This is a genomic window from Flavobacterium sp. FlaQc-52 (assembly GCF_044007495.1).
Classification (GTDB): Bacteria; Bacteroidota; Bacteroidia; order Flavobacteriales; family Flavobacteriaceae; genus Flavobacterium; species Flavobacterium cupriresistens.
This window is the reverse complement of the sequence record NZ_JBIPCV010000020.1, coordinates 13,108-31,664: the sequence shown is the minus strand read 5'-3', so window position 1 is coordinate 31,664 and position 18,557 is coordinate 13,108. Positions and strand designations below refer to the sequence as shown.

19 protein-coding genes are annotated in these 18,557 nt (G+C 34.3%); 8 read left to right on the top strand and 11 right to left on the bottom strand.

Annotated features, from left to right (window positions below; genetic code table 11):
* Positions 1–361: 361 nt before the first annotated feature.
* Positions 362–1,597 carry an ABC transporter permease gene (locus ACHRV5_RS21990; RefSeq protein ID WP_395428254.1) on the bottom strand — a complete coding sequence of 412 codons (1,236 nt, stop codon included), beginning with the start codon at positions 1,595–1,597 and terminating at the stop codon, positions 362–364.
* A 119-nt stretch (positions 1,598–1,716) separates the two neighbouring features.
* Positions 1,717–2,211: a YkgJ family cysteine cluster protein gene (locus ACHRV5_RS21985; RefSeq protein WP_230003535.1), complete on the bottom strand. Its 495-nt coding sequence runs from the start codon at positions 2,209–2,211 to the stop codon at positions 1,717–1,719.
* Between the two features lie 75 nt (positions 2,212–2,286).
* Between ACHRV5_RS21985 and ACHRV5_RS21980 the strand changes: the two genes are divergently transcribed.
* Both ACHRV5_RS21980 and ACHRV5_RS21975 read left to right on the top strand, forming a co-directional pair.
* On the top strand, positions 2,287–2,994 hold the full coding sequence (locus tag ACHRV5_RS21980) for a class I SAM-dependent methyltransferase (RefSeq protein WP_395428253.1): 708 nt from the start codon (positions 2,287–2,289) through the stop codon (positions 2,992–2,994).
* A gap of 17 nt (positions 2,995–3,011) precedes the next feature.
* Positions 3,012–3,557, top strand: coding sequence for a YfiT family bacillithiol transferase (locus tag ACHRV5_RS21975; protein ID WP_395428252.1), 546 nt, complete (start codon positions 3,012–3,014; stop codon positions 3,555–3,557).
* Between the two features lie 87 nt (positions 3,558–3,644).
* On the opposite strand, the gene ACHRV5_RS21970 is transcribed toward ACHRV5_RS21975, so the two are convergent.
* The 8 genes from ACHRV5_RS21970 to ACHRV5_RS21935 form a co-directional block, all read right to left on the bottom strand.
* The gene (locus ACHRV5_RS21970) at positions 3,645–4,277 is read right to left on the bottom strand and encodes a 7-carboxy-7-deazaguanine synthase QueE (protein ID WP_230003541.1); all 633 of its coding nucleotides are present in this window, start codon (positions 4,275–4,277) and stop codon (positions 3,645–3,647) included.
* 102 nt (positions 4,278–4,379) lie between these two features.
* Positions 4,380–6,050: a tetratricopeptide repeat protein gene (locus ACHRV5_RS21965; RefSeq protein WP_395428251.1), complete on the bottom strand. Its 1,671-nt coding sequence runs from the start codon at positions 6,048–6,050 to the stop codon at positions 4,380–4,382.
* A 16-nt stretch (positions 6,051–6,066) separates the two neighbouring features.
* A complete protein-coding gene (locus ACHRV5_RS21960; protein ID WP_395428250.1) occupies positions 6,067–6,990 on the bottom strand; it encodes a PstS family phosphate ABC transporter substrate-binding protein in 924 nt (307 codons plus the stop codon).
* Between the two features lie 3 nt (positions 6,991–6,993).
* Complete coding sequence (locus tag ACHRV5_RS21955; RefSeq protein WP_026983456.1) at positions 6,994–7,224, bottom strand: hypothetical protein; 231 nt, start codon at positions 7,222–7,224, stop codon at positions 6,994–6,996.
* A complete protein-coding gene (locus tag ACHRV5_RS21950; RefSeq protein ID WP_047778949.1) occupies positions 7,224–8,024 on the bottom strand; it encodes an energy transducer TonB in 801 nt (266 codons plus the stop codon). Before ACHRV5_RS21950 ends, ACHRV5_RS21955 begins: the two co-directional genes overlap by 1 nt.
* 40 nt (positions 8,025–8,064) lie before the next feature.
* Positions 8,065–8,622: an ExbD/TolR family protein gene (locus ACHRV5_RS21945; protein WP_395428249.1), complete on the bottom strand. Its 558-nt coding sequence runs from the start codon at positions 8,620–8,622 to the stop codon at positions 8,065–8,067.
* A gap of 19 nt (positions 8,623–8,641) precedes the next feature.
* On the bottom strand, positions 8,642–9,268 hold the full coding sequence (locus ACHRV5_RS21940; RefSeq protein ID WP_395428247.1) for an ExbD/TolR family protein: 627 nt from the start codon (positions 9,266–9,268) through the stop codon (positions 8,642–8,644).
* A gap of 55 nt (positions 9,269–9,323) precedes the next feature.
* Positions 9,324–10,148, bottom strand: coding sequence for a MotA/TolQ/ExbB proton channel family protein (locus ACHRV5_RS21935; RefSeq protein WP_047778952.1), 825 nt, complete (start codon positions 10,146–10,148; stop codon positions 9,324–9,326).
* A gap of 379 nt (positions 10,149–10,527) precedes the next feature.
* Here ACHRV5_RS21935 and ACHRV5_RS21930 point away from each other — a divergent pair, with 379 nt between their 5' ends.
* Positions 10,528–12,048 (top strand): helicase HerA-like domain-containing protein, encoded by a 1,521-nt coding sequence (locus tag ACHRV5_RS21930; protein WP_047778954.1) that lies wholly within the window; start codon positions 10,528–10,530, stop codon positions 12,046–12,048.
* A gap of 43 nt (positions 12,049–12,091) precedes the next feature.
* Here the strand turns inward: ACHRV5_RS21930 and ACHRV5_RS21925 are convergent, their stop codons facing one another.
* On the bottom strand, positions 12,092–13,432 hold the full coding sequence (locus tag ACHRV5_RS21925; RefSeq protein WP_395428244.1) for an FAD-dependent oxidoreductase: 1,341 nt from the start codon (positions 13,430–13,432) through the stop codon (positions 12,092–12,094).
* A gap of 304 nt (positions 13,433–13,736) precedes the next feature.
* Here ACHRV5_RS21925 and ACHRV5_RS21920 point away from each other — a divergent pair, with 304 nt between their 5' ends.
* The 5 genes from ACHRV5_RS21920 (at position 13,737) to ACHRV5_RS21900 (ending at position 18,553) form a co-directional block, all read left to right on the top strand.
* Positions 13,737–14,423, top strand: coding sequence for a DUF6058 family natural product biosynthesis protein (locus ACHRV5_RS21920; RefSeq protein WP_395428242.1), 687 nt, complete (start codon positions 13,737–13,739; stop codon positions 14,421–14,423).
* Between the two features lie 56 nt (positions 14,424–14,479).
* Positions 14,480–15,310, top strand: a complete 831-nt coding sequence (locus ACHRV5_RS21915; protein WP_395428240.1) for an alpha/beta fold hydrolase — start codon at positions 14,480–14,482, stop codon at positions 15,308–15,310.
* 43 nt (positions 15,311–15,353) lie between these two features.
* The gene (locus ACHRV5_RS21910; RefSeq protein WP_395428238.1) at positions 15,354–15,824 is read left to right on the top strand and encodes a nuclear transport factor 2 family protein; all 471 of its coding nucleotides are present in this window, start codon (positions 15,354–15,356) and stop codon (positions 15,822–15,824) included.
* Between the two features lie 335 nt (positions 15,825–16,159).
* Complete coding sequence (locus ACHRV5_RS21905; RefSeq protein WP_395428236.1) at positions 16,160–16,966, top strand: helix-turn-helix domain-containing protein; 807 nt, start codon at positions 16,160–16,162, stop codon at positions 16,964–16,966.
* 72 nt (positions 16,967–17,038) lie between these two features.
* Positions 17,039–18,553, top strand: a complete 1,515-nt coding sequence (locus ACHRV5_RS21900) for a serine hydrolase (RefSeq protein WP_395428234.1) — start codon at positions 17,039–17,041, stop codon at positions 18,551–18,553.
* Positions 18,554–18,557: the final 4 nt, after the last annotated feature.

Genomic DNA, 18,557 nt, shown 5'->3' with positions numbered 1-18,557 from the left:
GCTTTTTTGAATCTTTTTTTTATTTTGTTTTCTCAAACTTTTCTAAAAAATTAATCCTCTTTTCTTGTCAGTCTATCAGGGAACGTCTGCGTCGTTGCGGGTGCAAAAGTAGTCCCTTTATTCGCTTTTACAAGCTTTTTACTTTGCTTTTTTTGCCTTTTCTTGAATCTTTTTCTTAACTTACTGGTAATGGTGTTTTTACAAAACTTGGCTTTTTATTGTCTTTAGGAATTTTCTTTCTTTTACTAGTTTTGTCTTGTTGCTGTTCTTTTGGAAGGGCTGATTTTACTGGGGTTTTTAAAAAACAAACCCGACAGGTTTTGAAAACCTGTCGGGTTGGGGTGTACTATATAGAGAGAAACTAATCGAAACGAATGGCTTTTACCGGGGAGATCTTGGTTATTATATAGGACGGGATCAATAACACCAGAAAACAAACTGTAACAGTTAACAGATTCAGCAAAATCACATAACCCCAATTTATATATACCGGTGCTTGATTAACATAGTAATTTTCCGGATTAAGCTGAACGATTCCAAAATGCTGTTGAATTAGCAATAATGAGATCCCAATCAGATTACCCCAAAAAAGGCCTCTCATAATAAGGTAAAACGCATTGTATAAAAATATCTTTCTAACCGCCCAGTTATTTGCACCTAACGCTTTCAATATCCCGATCATCTGTGTGCGCTCCAAAATAAGAACCAATAACGCCACCACCATATTAATAGTAGCAACCAAAATCATAATAACAAGGATAACGATAATATTAAAATCAAAAAGCTGCAACCAGTCAAAAATATAGCTGTACTTCTCTATTATTGTTTTAGTATCTAAACTTGATGACGTTTGTTCATAGATTTGATTACCTGTAGCTCTGATTTCACTGAAGTCATTAACAAAAACCTCAAAAGCCCCAACCTGATCCGGACTCCACTTATTGATTCGTTGAATATGACGTATATCTCCTATTATATAAGTAGCATCAAAATCCTGAAAACCCGAACTAAAAATTCCTGTTATCACAAAACGACGACTGTTCGGCATTTTACCCTGCTCCTCTTTAATGAAGAAAGTATTAAAATGATCTCCAACTTTAAGCCCTAATCGATCGGCCAGGAATCTAGAAATTATAACTTCTTCATTTAAGGCTTTAGTAAAATCAGGCAACCTGCCCTCAACCAAATATTCTTTTATATTATTCCAATCATAATCTACTCCTACTCCTTTGAATATAATTCCCTCAAAAGCATTTTCTGTTCTGATAATTCCAGCCTTACTTGCAATCGCTTGTATGTGACTTACTCCGGGAACAGATTTGAAATTGGGATAGAAATCCTGCTTTTTTGAAATAGGAACTATAGTCACTTCCGAATTATTATTGTCATAATTCGAAATAATCACCTGACCATTAAAAGCAGAAACCTTTTCTCTAATTTTCTGCTGCAGACCAATTCCTGTTGCTACAGAAACCAACATCATAATAATACCAATAGCAATAGCCGATATGGCAATTTTTATAATCGGAGCCGAAATACTGCTTTTAAAATTTTTAGCAGTAATAAGTCTTTTAGCAATGAAGTATTCTAGATTCAATTTTCAGTTGTCTTAAAATTAGTGTATGCTCTCGCATCAGTCAAAAATACGTTTAAAAAAACAAAAACAAATTGTTCCAAAAACAATTATATAATATTTAAGTGCCAAACGGGTTCAATTTACAAAGGAAGTCGCTTCTTCATCTCCTCGACGATATTATACGCGGCTGGACAAATCGCAACATTTTTTAAAGTAAGATCTGTAATCTGCTGAAACTTTTTTCGATCGGTATGCGGAAACTCTCTGCAAGCTTTCGGGCGGACATCGTAAATCATGCAATAATTTTCATTATCCAAAAAAGTACAAGGCACACTTTTCAACACATAATCCTTATCCTCATCAATCTGAAGGTATTGCTCTATAAATTGCTGTGGCTTTTGCCTGAAAGATTTTGAAATCCTTTCGATATCAGCCAAAGTAAACAGTGGCCCAGTTGTTTTACAACAATTGGCACATTGTAAACAATCCGTTTTCTTAAACTCTTTATCATGCAATTCCTGCATCACATAGTCTAAGTTTTTAGGTTGTTTCTTTTTAAGCTTATCGAAATACTTTTTGTTTTCGATATGCTTATCTTTGGCTAACTTATTTAAGTTATTTAAAATCTGTTTCAAGTTTAAAATTTAAAGTTGACCTGCAAAATTAAACAACTTTAAACTTGAAACCTTAAACTTTGAACTAAAAATACAATGAAAGATCTTTTTGGAAAAGCAATGTATGATTTTCAGACCCAAAATTCACCTGAAAATATTATTACCGAAACTTCGATTTCTGAAGAAGACGAGATGAGCGTTGATTATTTATTCCGCTCTTATAATGAAATGCCGAAAATAGAACAAAAAGCATTACAACTGGCAAACGGAAAAATTCTGGACGTGGGTTGCGGAGCGGGCAGTCATAGTTTATCACTACAAAATGACAGAAATTTAGAGGTTACTTCTATAGATATTTCTAGTCATGCAATAGAAACCTGTAAACTTAGAGGCGTTAAAAATGCAAAAGTCCAAAATGTATTAGATTTTGAAGGAGAAAAATTCGACACGGTTGTATTACTAATGAATGGCGTAGGCATTTTTGGAAAACTGGAAAATTGCAACCAATATTTATCAAAATTAAAATCCTTACTGAATACAGGCGGGCAAATTTTATTGGACAGCTCAGACATTATTTATATGTTTGATGAAGATGAAGATGGCGGCAAATGGATTCCCTCCAGTACTGATTATTACGGGGAACTTGTTTTTAATATCAGCTACAAAGGCGAAAAAGAAGAACCTTTTAATTGGCTGTATCTCGATTACAACACACTTCAGAACGCCGCAATAGCTAACGGACTAAAATGCGAACTTATTCTGGAAGGTGAACATTATGATTATCTTGCCAGACTTTCAATTTAACACTCTTTTTTAAACTTATGGAAAATTTAGATTTAGAAAAATTAAAGTATCCTATTGGGAAGTTCATTACACCTACAACCTATTCGAAAGAGTATCTTTTTAGTCAAATCGAAGAAATTTCATTATTCCCTGAAAAATTAAAACAGGAAACGATCCATTTATCAGCAGGACAACTTGACACCCCCTATCGTCCCGGCGGATGGACCGTTAGACAAGTAATTCATCATTGCGCCGAAAGCCATATGAATTGTTTTATAAGAATAAAATGGGCGTTAACCGAAAACAATCCTGTAATAAAAGCATATGATGAAGTTTTATGGTCGGAATTACCCGATAATTTAAAAATGCCAATAGAGCCCACTTTATCATTACTGGAAGGTCTCCATTTCAGACTAGCTTTTATTATGAAGAATCTATCGGAGACTGAGCTGGAAAAAAGCTTCATACATCCTGAAAATAATTTTGAAATTAAGATAAAGCAAATGATAGCCACTTATGCCTGGCATGGTAAACATCATTTAGCTCATATAACTACATTGAAAAAACACAAGAACTGGAAATAACCACCAATTGGATCTTTCTTATACACTGTGCCTTCATTATTAAAAACAAAAAATCTCTTCAATTGAAGAGATTTTTTGTTTTATCATTTAAGGAATATTCAAATATTTATGTGTCTGAAGTGAAACACGCCATTTTGGATTATTCATTACATAATCTACAATCAATGGAGTCATTTCTTCTTTTTTACTCCACTCGGGTTGAAGAAATAAAATTGCGTTATCATTTACCAATTCTGCTTGCTCTTCGGCAAAAATAAAATCATGTTTATTGTAGATAATCACTTTTAACTCATGTGCATTATCATAGACGGTTTGAGTTGGCAATTTATTCTTTTTCGGCGAAAGACAAATCCAATCCCATGTTCCGGACAATGGATAGGCACCTGAAGTTTCGATATGGACTTTTAAATTTTTATCTTTTAATTGTTGCGTCAACAAACTCATATCCCATGTTAAAGGCTCACCACCCGTAATTACAACAGTATCCGCATACGTAGAAGCATTTTTTACAATTACATCAATACTTGTTGGCGGATGCAATTCTGCGTTCCAACTTTCTTTCACGTCACACCAGTGGCAGCCCACATCACAACCTCCAATACGAATAAAGTAAGCAGCAGTTCCGGTATGAAAACCTTCTCCCTGAATAGTATAAAACTCTTCCATCAAAGGCAACATAGCACCTTTATTCACTTCTAATTGTATTTCTTTAGCTAACATTATTTTATTTTAAAGTGCAAAGATAGTCATTTAAATACGGAACATAAAAAAACCGGTAGTTCAATGAGAACTACCGGTTTTATATTTAATAAAAGGCTTTAATTATTTCAAAGCTTTCACTGACTGTGCCGCATAAGCATTAGCAGGATCTAAAACTAAACTTTTGTTGAAATATTCAATTGCTTTTGCTTTATCTGTATTAGCATAACTTGCACCGATACTGTTGTAAGCTTCAACTACTTTTTTAACTGTAGCTGGTTTTGCCAATTCTTCAGCACCTTTAGCTGTTATTTTAATAACATACTCTTCGTAGTTTTTAATGATTAGATCATCTTTTTCCAGTAAGTTGTTGATTCTTCCTTTGTACAAGTAAGCTTCCTCATAAGTAGGAGAAGCAACCAATACTCTGTCAAAAGCAGCATCAGCTTTACCTAAAGCAGCAACAACTTCAGGAGCAGTAGCTGTTTTATTTACATTTGCATAGTAAAGAGCAATACCATAATACACATTATCTGTCAAATAACTTTTTGACTCTGTATTCGTAGCTGTCAATTCAAAAAGACTAGCAGCTTGTACAAACTGTTTTTTACCAAATAATTCTTTTCCAAAATCTCCAAGCTCTTCAACAGCAGTAGGATCTAAATTAACCCCTTTTTTAATTTCAGCTAAACCTGAATCAAAAGCAGCTGCATCAACTGCACCTTCTGCATTTGTACCTTTTTTAATTTTAGCATAACCAAGATATAAATAATCTCTTGCGATAATTTTATTTGTTGGTACTTTGATGTAATCTTCTAATGATTTAATGGCAACATCATAATTTCCATTCTCATAAGCTGCATATCCTAAATATCTGAAGATTCTAGGATTAACTTTATCTTCAGCAATCATTTTATTTGCCACAACTTCAAGATTTTTATAATCTTTAACCAAGATTAAGAAATCAGCGTGACGCATTTTAGAATCTAATGAATAATCCGTAAGACTTAAATATTTCTCGTAGTTTGTAATTGCTTTTTGCAAGTTAACTGTAGAAGTTGAAGGCTTGTTTCTTGCCCATTTGTAATAAGTCTCAGCCAACTCTCTGTATACCGGTCCGTAATTAACATCTAAAGTAATAACTTCATTAAAAGATTTAATTGCTTCTTCGTAAGATTTAGCCCCTTTCAATAAAACCCCTAATTGCATTTTCGCTCTCAAAAGTGTTGGATCAGCAGTAAATGCATCACGGTAAGCTTTATAAGCGTCATTTTGATTATTAGCACCATAATAAGCATCTCCAATTGTCAAAAGAGCAGTAGCGTTTTGTGGTTCAATAGCCAATGCTTTTTGCAAACTTGCGATTGCATTTTTATAATCCGGGTTATCCGAATTGATATAAGCTCTACCAATGTAAATAAACTCATTTACATCTTTACGTCTGATATCTTTAGTCGCCAAAGCAAAATTAGCCTGAGCTGCCGCTGTATTTTTATTGTTTAGATCGATTTGACCTAATCCAATATAGTTTAAGTTTTTCTTATCTGCTGCTTCAATTCCATTTAGGTAATAAATTTTAGCAGAATCAATAACAGATTGATTTAGATAAATATTCCCTAAAACAAAATTAGCTTCACCATCAGATGGTTTTGCTTTAATTATTGATTTCAGCAATGATTTCGCTTTTTGAAATTGTTCCGCGTCAATTGCTTTCTTAGCCTGGTTGATGTCTTGCGCTTTTGCCACAGAAACTGAAGCAACTAAGGCAAAACTAAAAATTTTAAATTTATTCATCTTTATAGTAATTAATTTATTCTTTATCTTTTATAATCTGACTTCTAATTTTAAGCTTTCTTCCCGGAGTTCTCACCGGTAGTAAACCTGATTTTAAAACTATACGTTGACCAATGTCTCCAGCAATGAATGAAGCAAACCCCATTCCTAAACCGGAATATCCCTGGCAATTTATAATAAACAAATCACGTGCCAAAGGATATTTCACTTCAGCAAGATCGTTTTGTGATGGGCTATAGTATGTATTATCATTTAAACCTTTAACACTTAAAACGTTTATTTTCTTAATCAAATCGATCATATCCGGAGCGGGTTGAGACAACCAATTTACTCCAACTACACCGATCATACCATCATTTTCCGAAACGAATTTAATAACTTCTTCATTTGTTTTAAATGAAAAAACACCGTTAGTTGGAATTTCTTTAACCTTTGCCAACTCTTTCATGTAACGGACAGTACTGGAATTAGGATTATCGAATACCAAACCTTTAATACCGGTATCTGTTTTCCCTTGCATAAAATCAATTACAGATTTCAACGCAATTAAAGTGTCATTATTGCTTTTACTTGAAATCAAAGCTATCGCATCTTTTGCAAAAGGCGTAATTCTTGGCTTTATTTTACTCTTTGCAAACCTATCTTCTTCTTCTTTGGACAAGGTTCTTGTTGTAACAACTACTTTTGCTTTTTGATTCAACAAATCATTAATAAGCTCTGCTTCTGATTTCGCTTTAACTGCAATCTTGGCATCGTAATATGTTCCTTCAAAAACCGCAACCTGATCCTCAACGATTGGCTTTATAGTTTCGTCAACCGTAATATCTAAAGATCCTTTTAAGATTGTCTCTTTGCCCTCATCGTTTTTGCTTTTTTGATTGCACATGGCAAACAAAAAGACAAAAGCTACTAAACCAAAAACTTTACTATATTTTAACATAAACTATTCTGCGTTTGAATTAATTAATCTCAGGAAACGGATGGCTGAATAAACGATCAATAAACCACCAAAAGCATATCTGTATTTAGGCTCCATATCTAATGGAAGCTTCTTCCAAAACATAATCATTAAACCAAGCACAAGATATATTAAAAAAAACAGTATTCCTAAAACAAGAAGAAATCGCTCTTTGAGCGATTTCTTCTGAATATTATTAAGCATATCTTTTAACATTATTCTGCAGATTGAATAGTAATAGGTAAAGAGTAAAGTACCCTAACTTTTTTACCATTTTGCTCGCCGGGAGTCCATCTTGGACATTTTTTAAGAACACGAATCGCTTCTGCTCCTGTACCGTAACCGATATCCCTTAAAACTTTAATGTCGGTTAATGAACCGTCTTTCTCTACTACAAAAGTAACGTAAACTTTACCTTTTAAACCTTCTTCATCTGGCGTCTTATAATTGTTTCCTACAAATTTGTAGAACTTTTCAATTCCTCCAGGGAAATCCGGTTTTACTTCGATACCAGCTGTACTATATACACTGTTATCTTCTTCTACCACCTGCGATACAGGACCAGTACCAACTGGCTCATCTACTACAAGTTTTGCGTTTGGATCTCCTTTGATTGTTTCAGAACCTACTTTTTTCTCTTTAAGTTCTTCAATCTTTGGTGGCTCCTCAGTTACCTCGTTAGCCTTAGCTACCACAGGTTTCACAAACTTCACCTGATCCACTTTTGGTGGTGGTGGTGGTGGTGGTGGTTGATTAGGTTTAACTTCCTCTTTCTTTGGAGGTAGTTTTACCGTCGCAATCTTAATATCGTTATTAACATCTTCTTCCTTAGAATCCGGTAAAAAACTTGCAATAAGAGGAGCTGCTACAGCAAAGCTAAAGATAACGGAACCAATGATAAGCGCTTTTACAGTCGTCTTACCGTTCGATTTTCTTAACTCATATGCACCATATATCTTATTACGTCCTTCGAATACGATATCAAGCCACTGATTTTTTATAATATCTAATTTCATTTTTCTTGAGTATTAGGGTATCAATAAAACAAGATTGCTCTTATTTTTTATCTACCAATTTTTTTTCTTCAGGTGTAAACTCAGGAACAATTGCGTACGTATCTACTCCAGCGATCGCCATTTCATCCAACATATCAACTAAATTGCGGTAAGTTGATTTCTTAGTTGGTTTGATAATAACTATGATCCCCTGTTTTGGTTTCCCTTTTGCTGCAGAATATTCCAAAACTGATTTCTTTCTTTTAAGAACTTCTTTACGTATACCATCTTTACCATATGTAATATCTTTAGGTCCTGCAATAGGAGTCTCTAATAATCCCATATAATAAGTCAACTTATTATTCTCCCCTAATATTAATGTCATCGTACGATTTTCATCTACCTTGATATCTTTATTCTTAGTAGAATCTTCGTCTTTATCTGGCAACGACAAATCCATCGATTGAGGTTTTGACAACGATGTGGTTAACATAAAGAATGTGATCAATAAGAATGCCAAATCCACCATTGCCGTTAAATCGACTTTAGAATTTTGCTTTTTACTTCTTACTTTACCACCTTTTCCGCCACCACCGTCGCCGGTATTTAATTCAGCCATTTTAGTGTATCTTTTTTAATTAAAAGTCTTTTCCTCTCATTCCTGTAACTAAGTTAAAGGAATTGATTTTCTGATCTTGCAAAATATCCATTATCTTTTTGATTTGTGGATATTGTTCTTTAGCATCTCCTTTAATTGCAATTTGTAATTCTTTATCATCAAGATCAATTGCAGCTCTTCTTGAAACTAAAAGCCACTCTTTTAATTGATTGTCTAAAGAATCGATTGGAATACCAGGTTGGTCTGCTTTCACTCTATCAGACGCTTTCATACCGATGATCGATTTTAAACTTGTTATTGGAACACCGAAGTCATCCATTAAGGCAAATTTAGTTTTATCATCTTCTGAAAAAGTCACACCGAATTTTGCTCCCATTCCTTCAAGAGTTCTTTTACGAATCTCTCTTCCTTTAATATCGAAAAACACTTTGCTTTTCCCGTCATCACCTTTTCCTATTGTGATAATTGCCAAATCTGAATCTGGTAATTTACTTTGTACAGTAGAAGAAGGCATATCTACAGGAAGTGCTTCCGGCACCTTAGCAGTAGCTGTCAAAATAAAGAACGTAAGCAAAAGGAATGCAACATCGCACATGGCAGTCATATCTGTCGATGTTGACTTTTTTTTCATTTTTATTTTAGCCATTCTCTTTTATTTTACTTTGATATAATTAATTTATATATTAAATATCAAAAATTAATTATTGTTTCAAACTTCCTCTGAATCTTCTGTAAGTATTTACGATTGTAGTACCAGCCTCATCAATTGAGTAAGTTAAATCATCAATTTTAGAAGTAAAGAAGTTGTAAGATACAATTGCTAAGATTGAAGTAGAGATACCTGTTGCAGTGTTGATAAGTGCTTCAGAGATACCTGTTGCAAGAGCAGCTTGATCCGGAGTACCAGCAGAAGCTAATGCACCAAACGCTTTAATCATACCAGATACAGTTCCTAATAATCCTCCTAAAGTTCCTAATGAAACTAAACTAGAGATAATAGTCATATTTTTTTCTAACATTGGCATTTCTAATGAAGTTGCCTCTTCGATTTCTTTGTGGATTACTTCTGAAGCTTCTTCACTGTTGAATCCTTCTTTTTTAACGTCTTGGTATTTAATTAAAGCAGATTTAATTGCATTTGCAACAGAACCTTGTTGTTTGTCACAAGAAGCGATTGCAGCTTCGATGTTTCCTTCTTTAATGCTTCCTTGAACGCTTTTCATGAATTTATCTAAATTAGCTTTTCCAGCTGCTTTACCGATAACGATGAATCTTTCAATAGAAAAAACAACAACCATTAAAAACATACCTAATAATACTGGTACGATAAAACCACCTTTGTATACTTGTCCTAAAGTATTGATCGGATGTCCAGTTTCTGGATTTCCTCCCTCGAAGTTAGAAGCATCTCCCATGATTACTTTCCAAATAAACACCCCAACTAAAATACACGCAACAATAATGATTCCGGTAATCATTCCTCCTCCATTTGAAGTGCTTTCTTTTTTAACTTTAACGTTTGCCATTTTTTTTAATTTTAATAGTTTTAAATAATTTTATTTTTTAGTTATATTTAACTTGTAGAGGAGCAAATTTATACGTTTAGTTTAAATAAAAAAACTTTTTTTAATTTAATTGAAGGAAATTTAACGTCAATTTAAAAAATATCTCATTAAATTGCCTTTGTTACTTTTTAGATAAAACAAAAAACAGGATGATTTTTGGGAAAATTACAACGTTTTAGTAAATATTCCAACATTCCGCTGATATCTTCTTAAAAAGTTGCGAAATTATTTTTTGTTTTATTTTTATACTGAAAAAGCTTTTTCCTACTAAAAAAAACAAGGTCAAACTGTTAAAAAACACAGCAAAACTCTTATAATCATCTAAATTACGAATAAAAACATGAATAAAAAAGACAATTTCATTCAAGATATAAACAATGGCTATTCTTCAAAAGGTGCCAGTATTATCTTGGGAGGCGCAATCCTAGACGGGGAAGCACTTGCCGAAACCCATGTTAAGATTCCCTTAAAAACTTTAAACCGTCACGGACTAATTGCCGGCGCAACAGGTACGGGAAAGACCAAAACAATTCAGGTCTTTTCGGAACAATTATCAAATGCAGGAATACCTGTATTAATGATGGATATTAAAGGAGATTTTAGCGGAATTGCAAAAGAAGGGAAAGAAGAAGGTTTTATTACGGAGCGCCACGCTAAAATAAACATTCCATATAATGTAGCTGCGTTTCCTGTAGAGCTTATGTCCCTATCCAAACAAAACGGGGTTCGTTTGCGTGCTACTGTTTCTGAATTTGGCCCTGTGCTGTTTTCCAGAATTTTAGACCTAAATGATACGCAGACGGGAGTTGTTTCTGTAATCTTCAAATATTGTGATGACAATCAGATGCCTTTACTGGATTTGAAAGACATTAAAAAAGTAATCAATTATATTACGGAAGAAGGGAAAGATGAAATTGCAGCGGCTTATGGTAAAATTTCAACCGCAACAACCGGAACTATTCTGAGAAAAATAATCGAATTGGAACAACAGGGTGGTGATTTGTTTTTTGGAGAGCTATCTTTCGAAATTGATGATTTGATGCGTATTGATGAAAACGGAAAAGGATACGTAAACATTATTCGTCTAACGGACATTCAGGATAAACCCAAATTATTCTCGACTTTTATGTTGAGTTTATTGGCTGAAATTTACCAGCAGATGCCTGAAAAAGGAGATTCTGATCAGCCTGAACTGGTAATCTTTATTGATGAAGCGCATTTAATTTTTAATGAAGCCAGTAAAGTTTTACTTGAACAAATTGAAACTATTGTAAAACTAATTCGTTCTAAAGGTATTGGCGTTTATTTTGTCACACAAAATCCAATGGATGTTCCTAGTGGTGTTTTAGCACAATTAGGATTAAAAATTCAACATGCCCTAAGAGCTTTTACAGCCAATGACAGACAGGCAATCAAAAAAACAGCGGACAACTACCCTACCTCAGCCTACTACAAAACAGATGAATTATTGACGAGCTTAGGGATTGGAGAGGCATTGGTTACGGCATTAAATGAAAAAGGAGTTCCAACACCGCTTGTAGCAACGATGATGCGTGCGCCAATGAGCCGAATGGACGTTTTATCTGCCGATGAAATTGAAGTGATCAATGGTAAATCGAAACTGGTAAAAAAATACAGCGAAGAGCTTGACCGTGAAAGTGCTTACGAAATCTTAACAAAAAAAATAACTGATGCGCAACAAGCAAGTTCGGAACAGGAAGAGGCTCAAACTTCTCAAAGACAGTCCAAATCAGAACCTAGCACGGCTAGTGTGGTTGGTAAATCTGTTTTGAAAGTTGTAACGAGTGCTACTTTTATCAGAGGTGTTTTTGGCGTTTTGTCTAAGATATTTAAGAAATAAAAAATTAAACCCGACAGGTTTGAGAAACCTGTCGGGTTTGATTTTATCGGGTTAACAACTCCAAAATCTTGTTTTCGATTTCGGGAGTGTGCCACGTATTTTCAATATTATCTAATTTTAGAATCTCATCCATGATTGCGTTTTGGAAATCGCCAATCGCCAAGGCTTCTGTATAGGGACGATCGCTGAAAGTCACACGACTGTATAATGGAATCCATTTATCGGGATGTTTATCTGAGAATGCTTTTTCGATTTTCTTTTGCAACAAGAATTTCTCATCTGCAGTTTTAGTACTCATTTCCATAAAATTGCGATACGAAAGTTCTGCTATCGCATCTGCATTAGGCTTACGCGAGATCTGATACTCGGAGAAAACTTTTTTCCAATCATCTCCGTACTTTTCGATCATTTCATTTAAAACCGTGATATCTTCAAAACCGGCATTCATACCTTGTCCATAAAACGGGACAATTGCATGGCAGGCATCTCCGATTAGAGCAATTTTATCTTCATATGTCCACGGAAAACATTTCATGGTAACCAAAGTACTGGTTGGATTTTTAAAGAAATCTTCTGCCAGTTTTGGAATTACTTCTATCGAATCCGGGAAGTTTTTTTCAAAAAATTCCTCCACGCTCTTACGGTCTGTTAAAGACGCAAACGAATTTTCGCCTTCAAAAGGCATAAACAAAGTACAGGTAAAACTTCCGTCTAAATTAGGAAGTGCAATCAACATGTACTCGCCACGTGGCCAAATATGAAAAGAATATTTATCTAATTTATGTGTAGCATCAGAATTTGCCGGAATATTTAATTCTTTATAGCCCATATTCAAAAATTCCTGCGAATAATTGAACATACTCTGACGTTGCATACGGTGTCTGATTCTTGAGAAAGCACCATCGGCACCAAAAACCATATCAAATTTTTTCTCTTCCCACTCACCTCTTTCGGTATCGCCAATATGCAGCGTGGCATCATTGAGCGTAACATCCCAGATTTTTTGTTCAAAGAAAAACTCTGCTCCGGCTTGTTCTGCAAGATCAATCATTTTTCTATTTAAAGTCCCTCTTGAAATCGAATAAATCGATTCGCCTTCCTGACCGTAATTTTGAAAATTTAGTTTGTCTACCAAATGAATGGCACGTTTGTCCATTGGGATTGCGATTTTGCGAACCGCATCACCAACACCAACTGCATCAAGAGCTTTCCAACCACGGTTGGACATTGCCAGATTGATAGAACGTCCCGAAAAATTGATTTGGCGAATATCAGGACTACGATCATAAACATGAACGGTATGACCTGCTTTTTTAAGGTAAATTGCTAATAACGATCCTACCAATCCAGAACCGACAACAGCAATTTTAAGTGGAGTTTGCATCAAGAAAAATCTAAATAATAAGACCGTAAAAATAAGTAATAAATGCACAAAACTTTAAAATAAAGCAAATATTTAGCATTTAAGCCCCCTAAATACCTATTAGCCGTCCACAAAAAAAGACCGTTAGCACGATTTCTCCTCTCCTTTGTGGTTTGTTATCGTTATTGGAACATTACAAAAGAGTTCCGGTTCTGCTCATCGTAACAGCTGTTTCTTCGAAAATCTTCATTTTTCAGAGCAAAATACAGGAGAAAAAATCTATTTTTACTACTCAGAAACTATAACTAAACAATACCTTACCAAAATGGAATCAAACCTAAAATACATCGAAGACAACTACATCGAACTCGAAAATCTGGCGACACTTACCCATTTTGAAACAGCTGAAATTGAAAAATTTATCGTTGAAAAATTAATTCCTTCCTATTCTTATTTGATACATTCTGAGATAAAAATATCTTCTTCTTTAAATGACTCACACTCGATTTCAACAACAAAAAAATATTTTAGCAAAAACGTTGTAAGTCTTTTAAACAATTTAAAAACTGTCCAAAACAACAGTGAAGAAATAAAACAGAAATTTAGAGAAAACTTTATCCAGCGTTTGCTAAATCACGGCACCAAAGAATTTGCCTATCAAAATCTATTCGATGAAAACAATCGTGTAGATGAAGAAAGATTAGACATGGCATTTGAAGAGGAATGGAAGCATTACAACAATGGCATATATGGCATATGCACCTTGAATGCTTCAGAAAATGACATTATCGACAAAGAGATTATTGTAAAGAAACTAATCAAATTCAATCAGGAAAAAGAAAATCGAAAACTAACGGACTCTGAAAAAGAAGAATTAAAAAACCTCAACGCCGAATTTAACAAATCAACTAATCTTTTCGCACCTTACCAAAGAGCAACCAGCAGCAGAGGGAAATACCTGGACAAAATTCTAAAAGAAAATGATCTAAGTGACTTAGTAAAAAAGTACTAATAATATATTTGCCACCAATATATTACCAACCTTCAATCAATCAAAAAACCAAAATCATGAAAAAATCGATCTTATTTCTTATCTGTTTCCTTACTATAGGAACATTAGTTGGACAAAACAACCTTACTACTCCCTATGGCGACAATAAAGAAGCCGGGAACTATAAAGACATTAACGGCATCAAAATGTATTATGAGGTTTACGGAAGCGGAAAGCCTTTGGTGTTACTTCACGGAAATGGTGGGTCAATTAAAGGTCATGGGCACCGAATCGAATATTTTAAAAAATACTTTCAGGTTATAGCCATCGACAGCAGAGGGCACGGAAAATCAGTTGATCCGTCCAACGAACAACTAAAATATGTGCAAATGGCCAACGATGTCAGCACATTGTTAGATTCTTTAAAAATTGACAGTGCATATGTTTGGGGCCAAAGCGATGGTGGTATTCTAGGGCTATTGCTTGCGATAAACCATCCTAAAAAAGTTAGCAAAGTCGCTACTTTTGGAGCTAATTTATTTCCGGGTAAAAAAGCGGTTTATAATGAAATCGATGACGTAGTAAAGGAGACCTTAAAAACGACAAAAGATTCGCATGTCAGAAATCTTTATAATCTACTGGAATACCAGCCTAATATCTCTGAAAAAGATTTACATAAAATAAAATGTCCTGTACTGGTTATGTCTGGCGACAGAGATGCTATCAGACTGGAACATTCGATTAAAATTTTCGATAACATCGAGAACTCCAACTTTTTTGTGATGCCCGGAGCAACACATTTTGGTTCTTATGAGAAACCGGATCTTTTTAACCTGGTATTGTTGAGTTTCTTTAATGATCCATTTAAGAAAACGTCCACTGTTGAATTGTTTACTGTTAAAAAATAATCTTTCAGTACAATCCTAAAACCTAATTTGATCGGACCAAACCATGAAAAAACGAATCCTCTTTCTTTTTATCTTGCTAATTAGTGGAATGATAAAAGCACAAACAAATGAACAAGTTCTGAAAATGGCCAATCTAAAAACAGAAATCATCAAAATGGACAGTCTGCTTTTCACGGTTGCTTTTAATGAATGTAAAACGGATCTTTTCAAAAAAATTATAGCCGACGATATTGAGTTTTTCGACGATCGTTCTGGATTAAACAATTCGAAAGAGCACGAAATAAAAACTTTTAATGAAAAATGTGCCCGATCTGAAAAGGTTACCCGAAAATTAAACTCCACCACTATTGATAAATTAGGGGATTATGGCGCAGTACAATTGGGAGATCACACTTTTCTAGTGGATGGTGTTCCGGTTGGGACTGCAAAATTTATTCATATCTGGGAACGAAAAAACAATGACTGGGTTTTAAAACGCATTGTTAGTTATGAGCATAGGCCTATTAAAAAATAACCCTATATCTTGTTGTCAGGGTTCTCTTCTGAAAAATTCGCTAAGAAGCTTAGTTGCAATTTTTTTTTCACGCAGATTTTGCAGATTGGGCGGATTTGTTTGCCTGTAACGAGCTATTAAAATCTTTCTGTCTTTCTTAACTCCAAAAATAACTCCTGTAAATCAGTAAAATCTGTGTGAAAATTTTCGTGAACATAAATCTCAAATAACATCTCTACTCCCTTGTACCTCTACAACTTTGCACCTCATCTTGCTTCAAACCTAAAAAAACACTATTTTCGTTTGTCACTAAAAACGAGTCAATTCTAACGGTTTTCAACAACATAATAAAGCAAATGAACCTCTATTCAGAATTTTATGTGAGTGAAAAAAGTGAACGCTTTGTCAATAAAATTTGGTGTCTTGACAATAGTATTGGCAAAGCTCTAATCGAGAATAAACTCATTCTGCCTAATGGCTGTTTTAACTTAGCGATTGTAAGCGGAAGGTCTATAGAAGTTCACACCAGCAAAAAAAAGTATCTCATGACAGAGGGACTCTATTTTTGTTCGCAAATGACCAATAAAGTTTTAGTGAATATCCAACCTGGAACTAAAGTAACCATTACGCAATTACACCCCTGGACACTTTCAATGTTTCCTAAATATGATTTAAGCAATTTTACAGATGCTATCCTTAAAATAGATCCAACAGAACTTCCTTTCGATGACGAAATTGATTATCGTTTAAACAGTTCTATTTCAGATTTACTGAATGTTATCAATACTTATTTCGAAGAATTAGATGCTTTACATCCGTCTAAAAATACAATTGAAAAAATCTGCGAAATCATCCGACTTCATGAGGAAGAAATTTCAATTTCTGAAATTGGAAAAATTATAAACTTATCACAGCGCTCCTTACAAATTAAGTTTCAGGCGGCAACCGGACTTACCATCAAAAAATACATTCAGCTACTAAAATTTAGAAAATCGGTTGATCAAATGGTCCATATGAGTCAGGAAAAACTAAGCCTGACCGATGTTGCCCTTTATAATAAATATTTTGACCAGTCGCATTTTATAAAAAAATTTAAAGATGTGACGAAAACAACTCCAAAAATGTTCAATCCGGATTTTTATTTTCTATCCAAGAAAAGATAGTATTTCGCATTTGTACAATTTCTTGATCAGTAATTTCTTTACTATTGTAAAATCAATCACACCAATCAAAAAATGAATTTCAAGAAATCAAATCTATTCCAGTTAAAGCTAATTTTAACTGGTCTTTTTTTCTTCCAGATCCAATTCGGATTTTCGCAGGAAGAAAAAAACTCTGAACTGTACAAAACCATTATGTCAAAAGACAGCCTACTGTTTAATGTTGGTTTTAACACTTGTGACGTCTCTCAATTTGAAAATTTATATGCTGATGATTTTGAATTTTATCATGACACTGACAGTATCTCAAACAAAACCCAATTTTTAATCAACTTAAAAAAAGGAATATGTGACAAGTCAAGACCTTATAGATATCGCAGAGAATTGGTTACTGGAAGTACGGAGGTTTATCCTTTATACAAAAACGGAATCGTATATGGTGCCATACAAATGGGAAGACATCGCTTTTATGAAATCTCACCGGGAAAACCGGAACAAGCAGGAAGTTATGCCAAATTTACGCATCTCTGGCTTTTAAAAAACAAAGACTGGAAATTAGCCAGATCGTTAAGTTACGATCATCAAATGCCTGACTCAACAGCTGATCAATCTACTCTTTTTGATGAAGAGGAAGCAACCGAAAAATGGCTTAAAGAAAATAATATCCCCGCTTTAGGAATTGGAGTTATCGCTGACGGAAAATTGAAACAAATAAAAGTTTTCGGCAGCCTCAAAAAAGAAGTCAGCGCACCGTACAATACGATATGGAATGTCGCTTCCCTAACAAAACCAATCACTGCAATTGTAGCGTTGAAATTAGTCAGTCAAGGAAAATGGAATCTGGACGAACCGGTCTATAAGTACTGGACAGATCCGGATGTTGCCAATGATCCCAACAACAAATTAATTACAACAAGACTTATTATAAGCCACCAGACCGGTTTTCCGAATTGGAGGTATATGAACAAATCCGGAAAATTAGACATTCAATTTAAACCGGGTACTAAACATCAATATTCAGGAGAAGGGTTTGAATATTTGAGAAAAGCATTGGAAAAAAAATTCCACAAGCCATTGAACCAATTAGCGGCAGAATTAATTTTTGAGCCGCTGCAAATGACCGACACTCAATTTTTCTGGAATGCCAAAACCGATGAATCAAGATTCGCCATTGGTTACGACACTAAAGGAAATGCCTATGAAACAAACAAAAATAAAACTGCAAACGCTGCCGACGATCTACTAACCACCATCAAAGATTATGGAACCTTTTTATGTAGTGTAATGAACGGCGACGGTTTGAGTAAAAAAGTTTTTGATGACATGATTACCCCTCAGGTTAGTAAAGAGAAAAAAAACAAATACTTCGGATTGGGTTTCGAAATATATGATCTTGAAAATAGCACCTATGCTTTATCACATGGAGGCGCAGATCAAGGCGTACAAACCCTTGTTTTTCTCTTACCAAAGACCAAACAAGGACTGCTTATTTTTACCAATGTAGATGATGGTTACAAAGTTTATAAGAAACTACTTTTGCACTATTTAGGTGAAAATGGTAAAAAAATCATTGCTATTGAAACGAAATAACTGA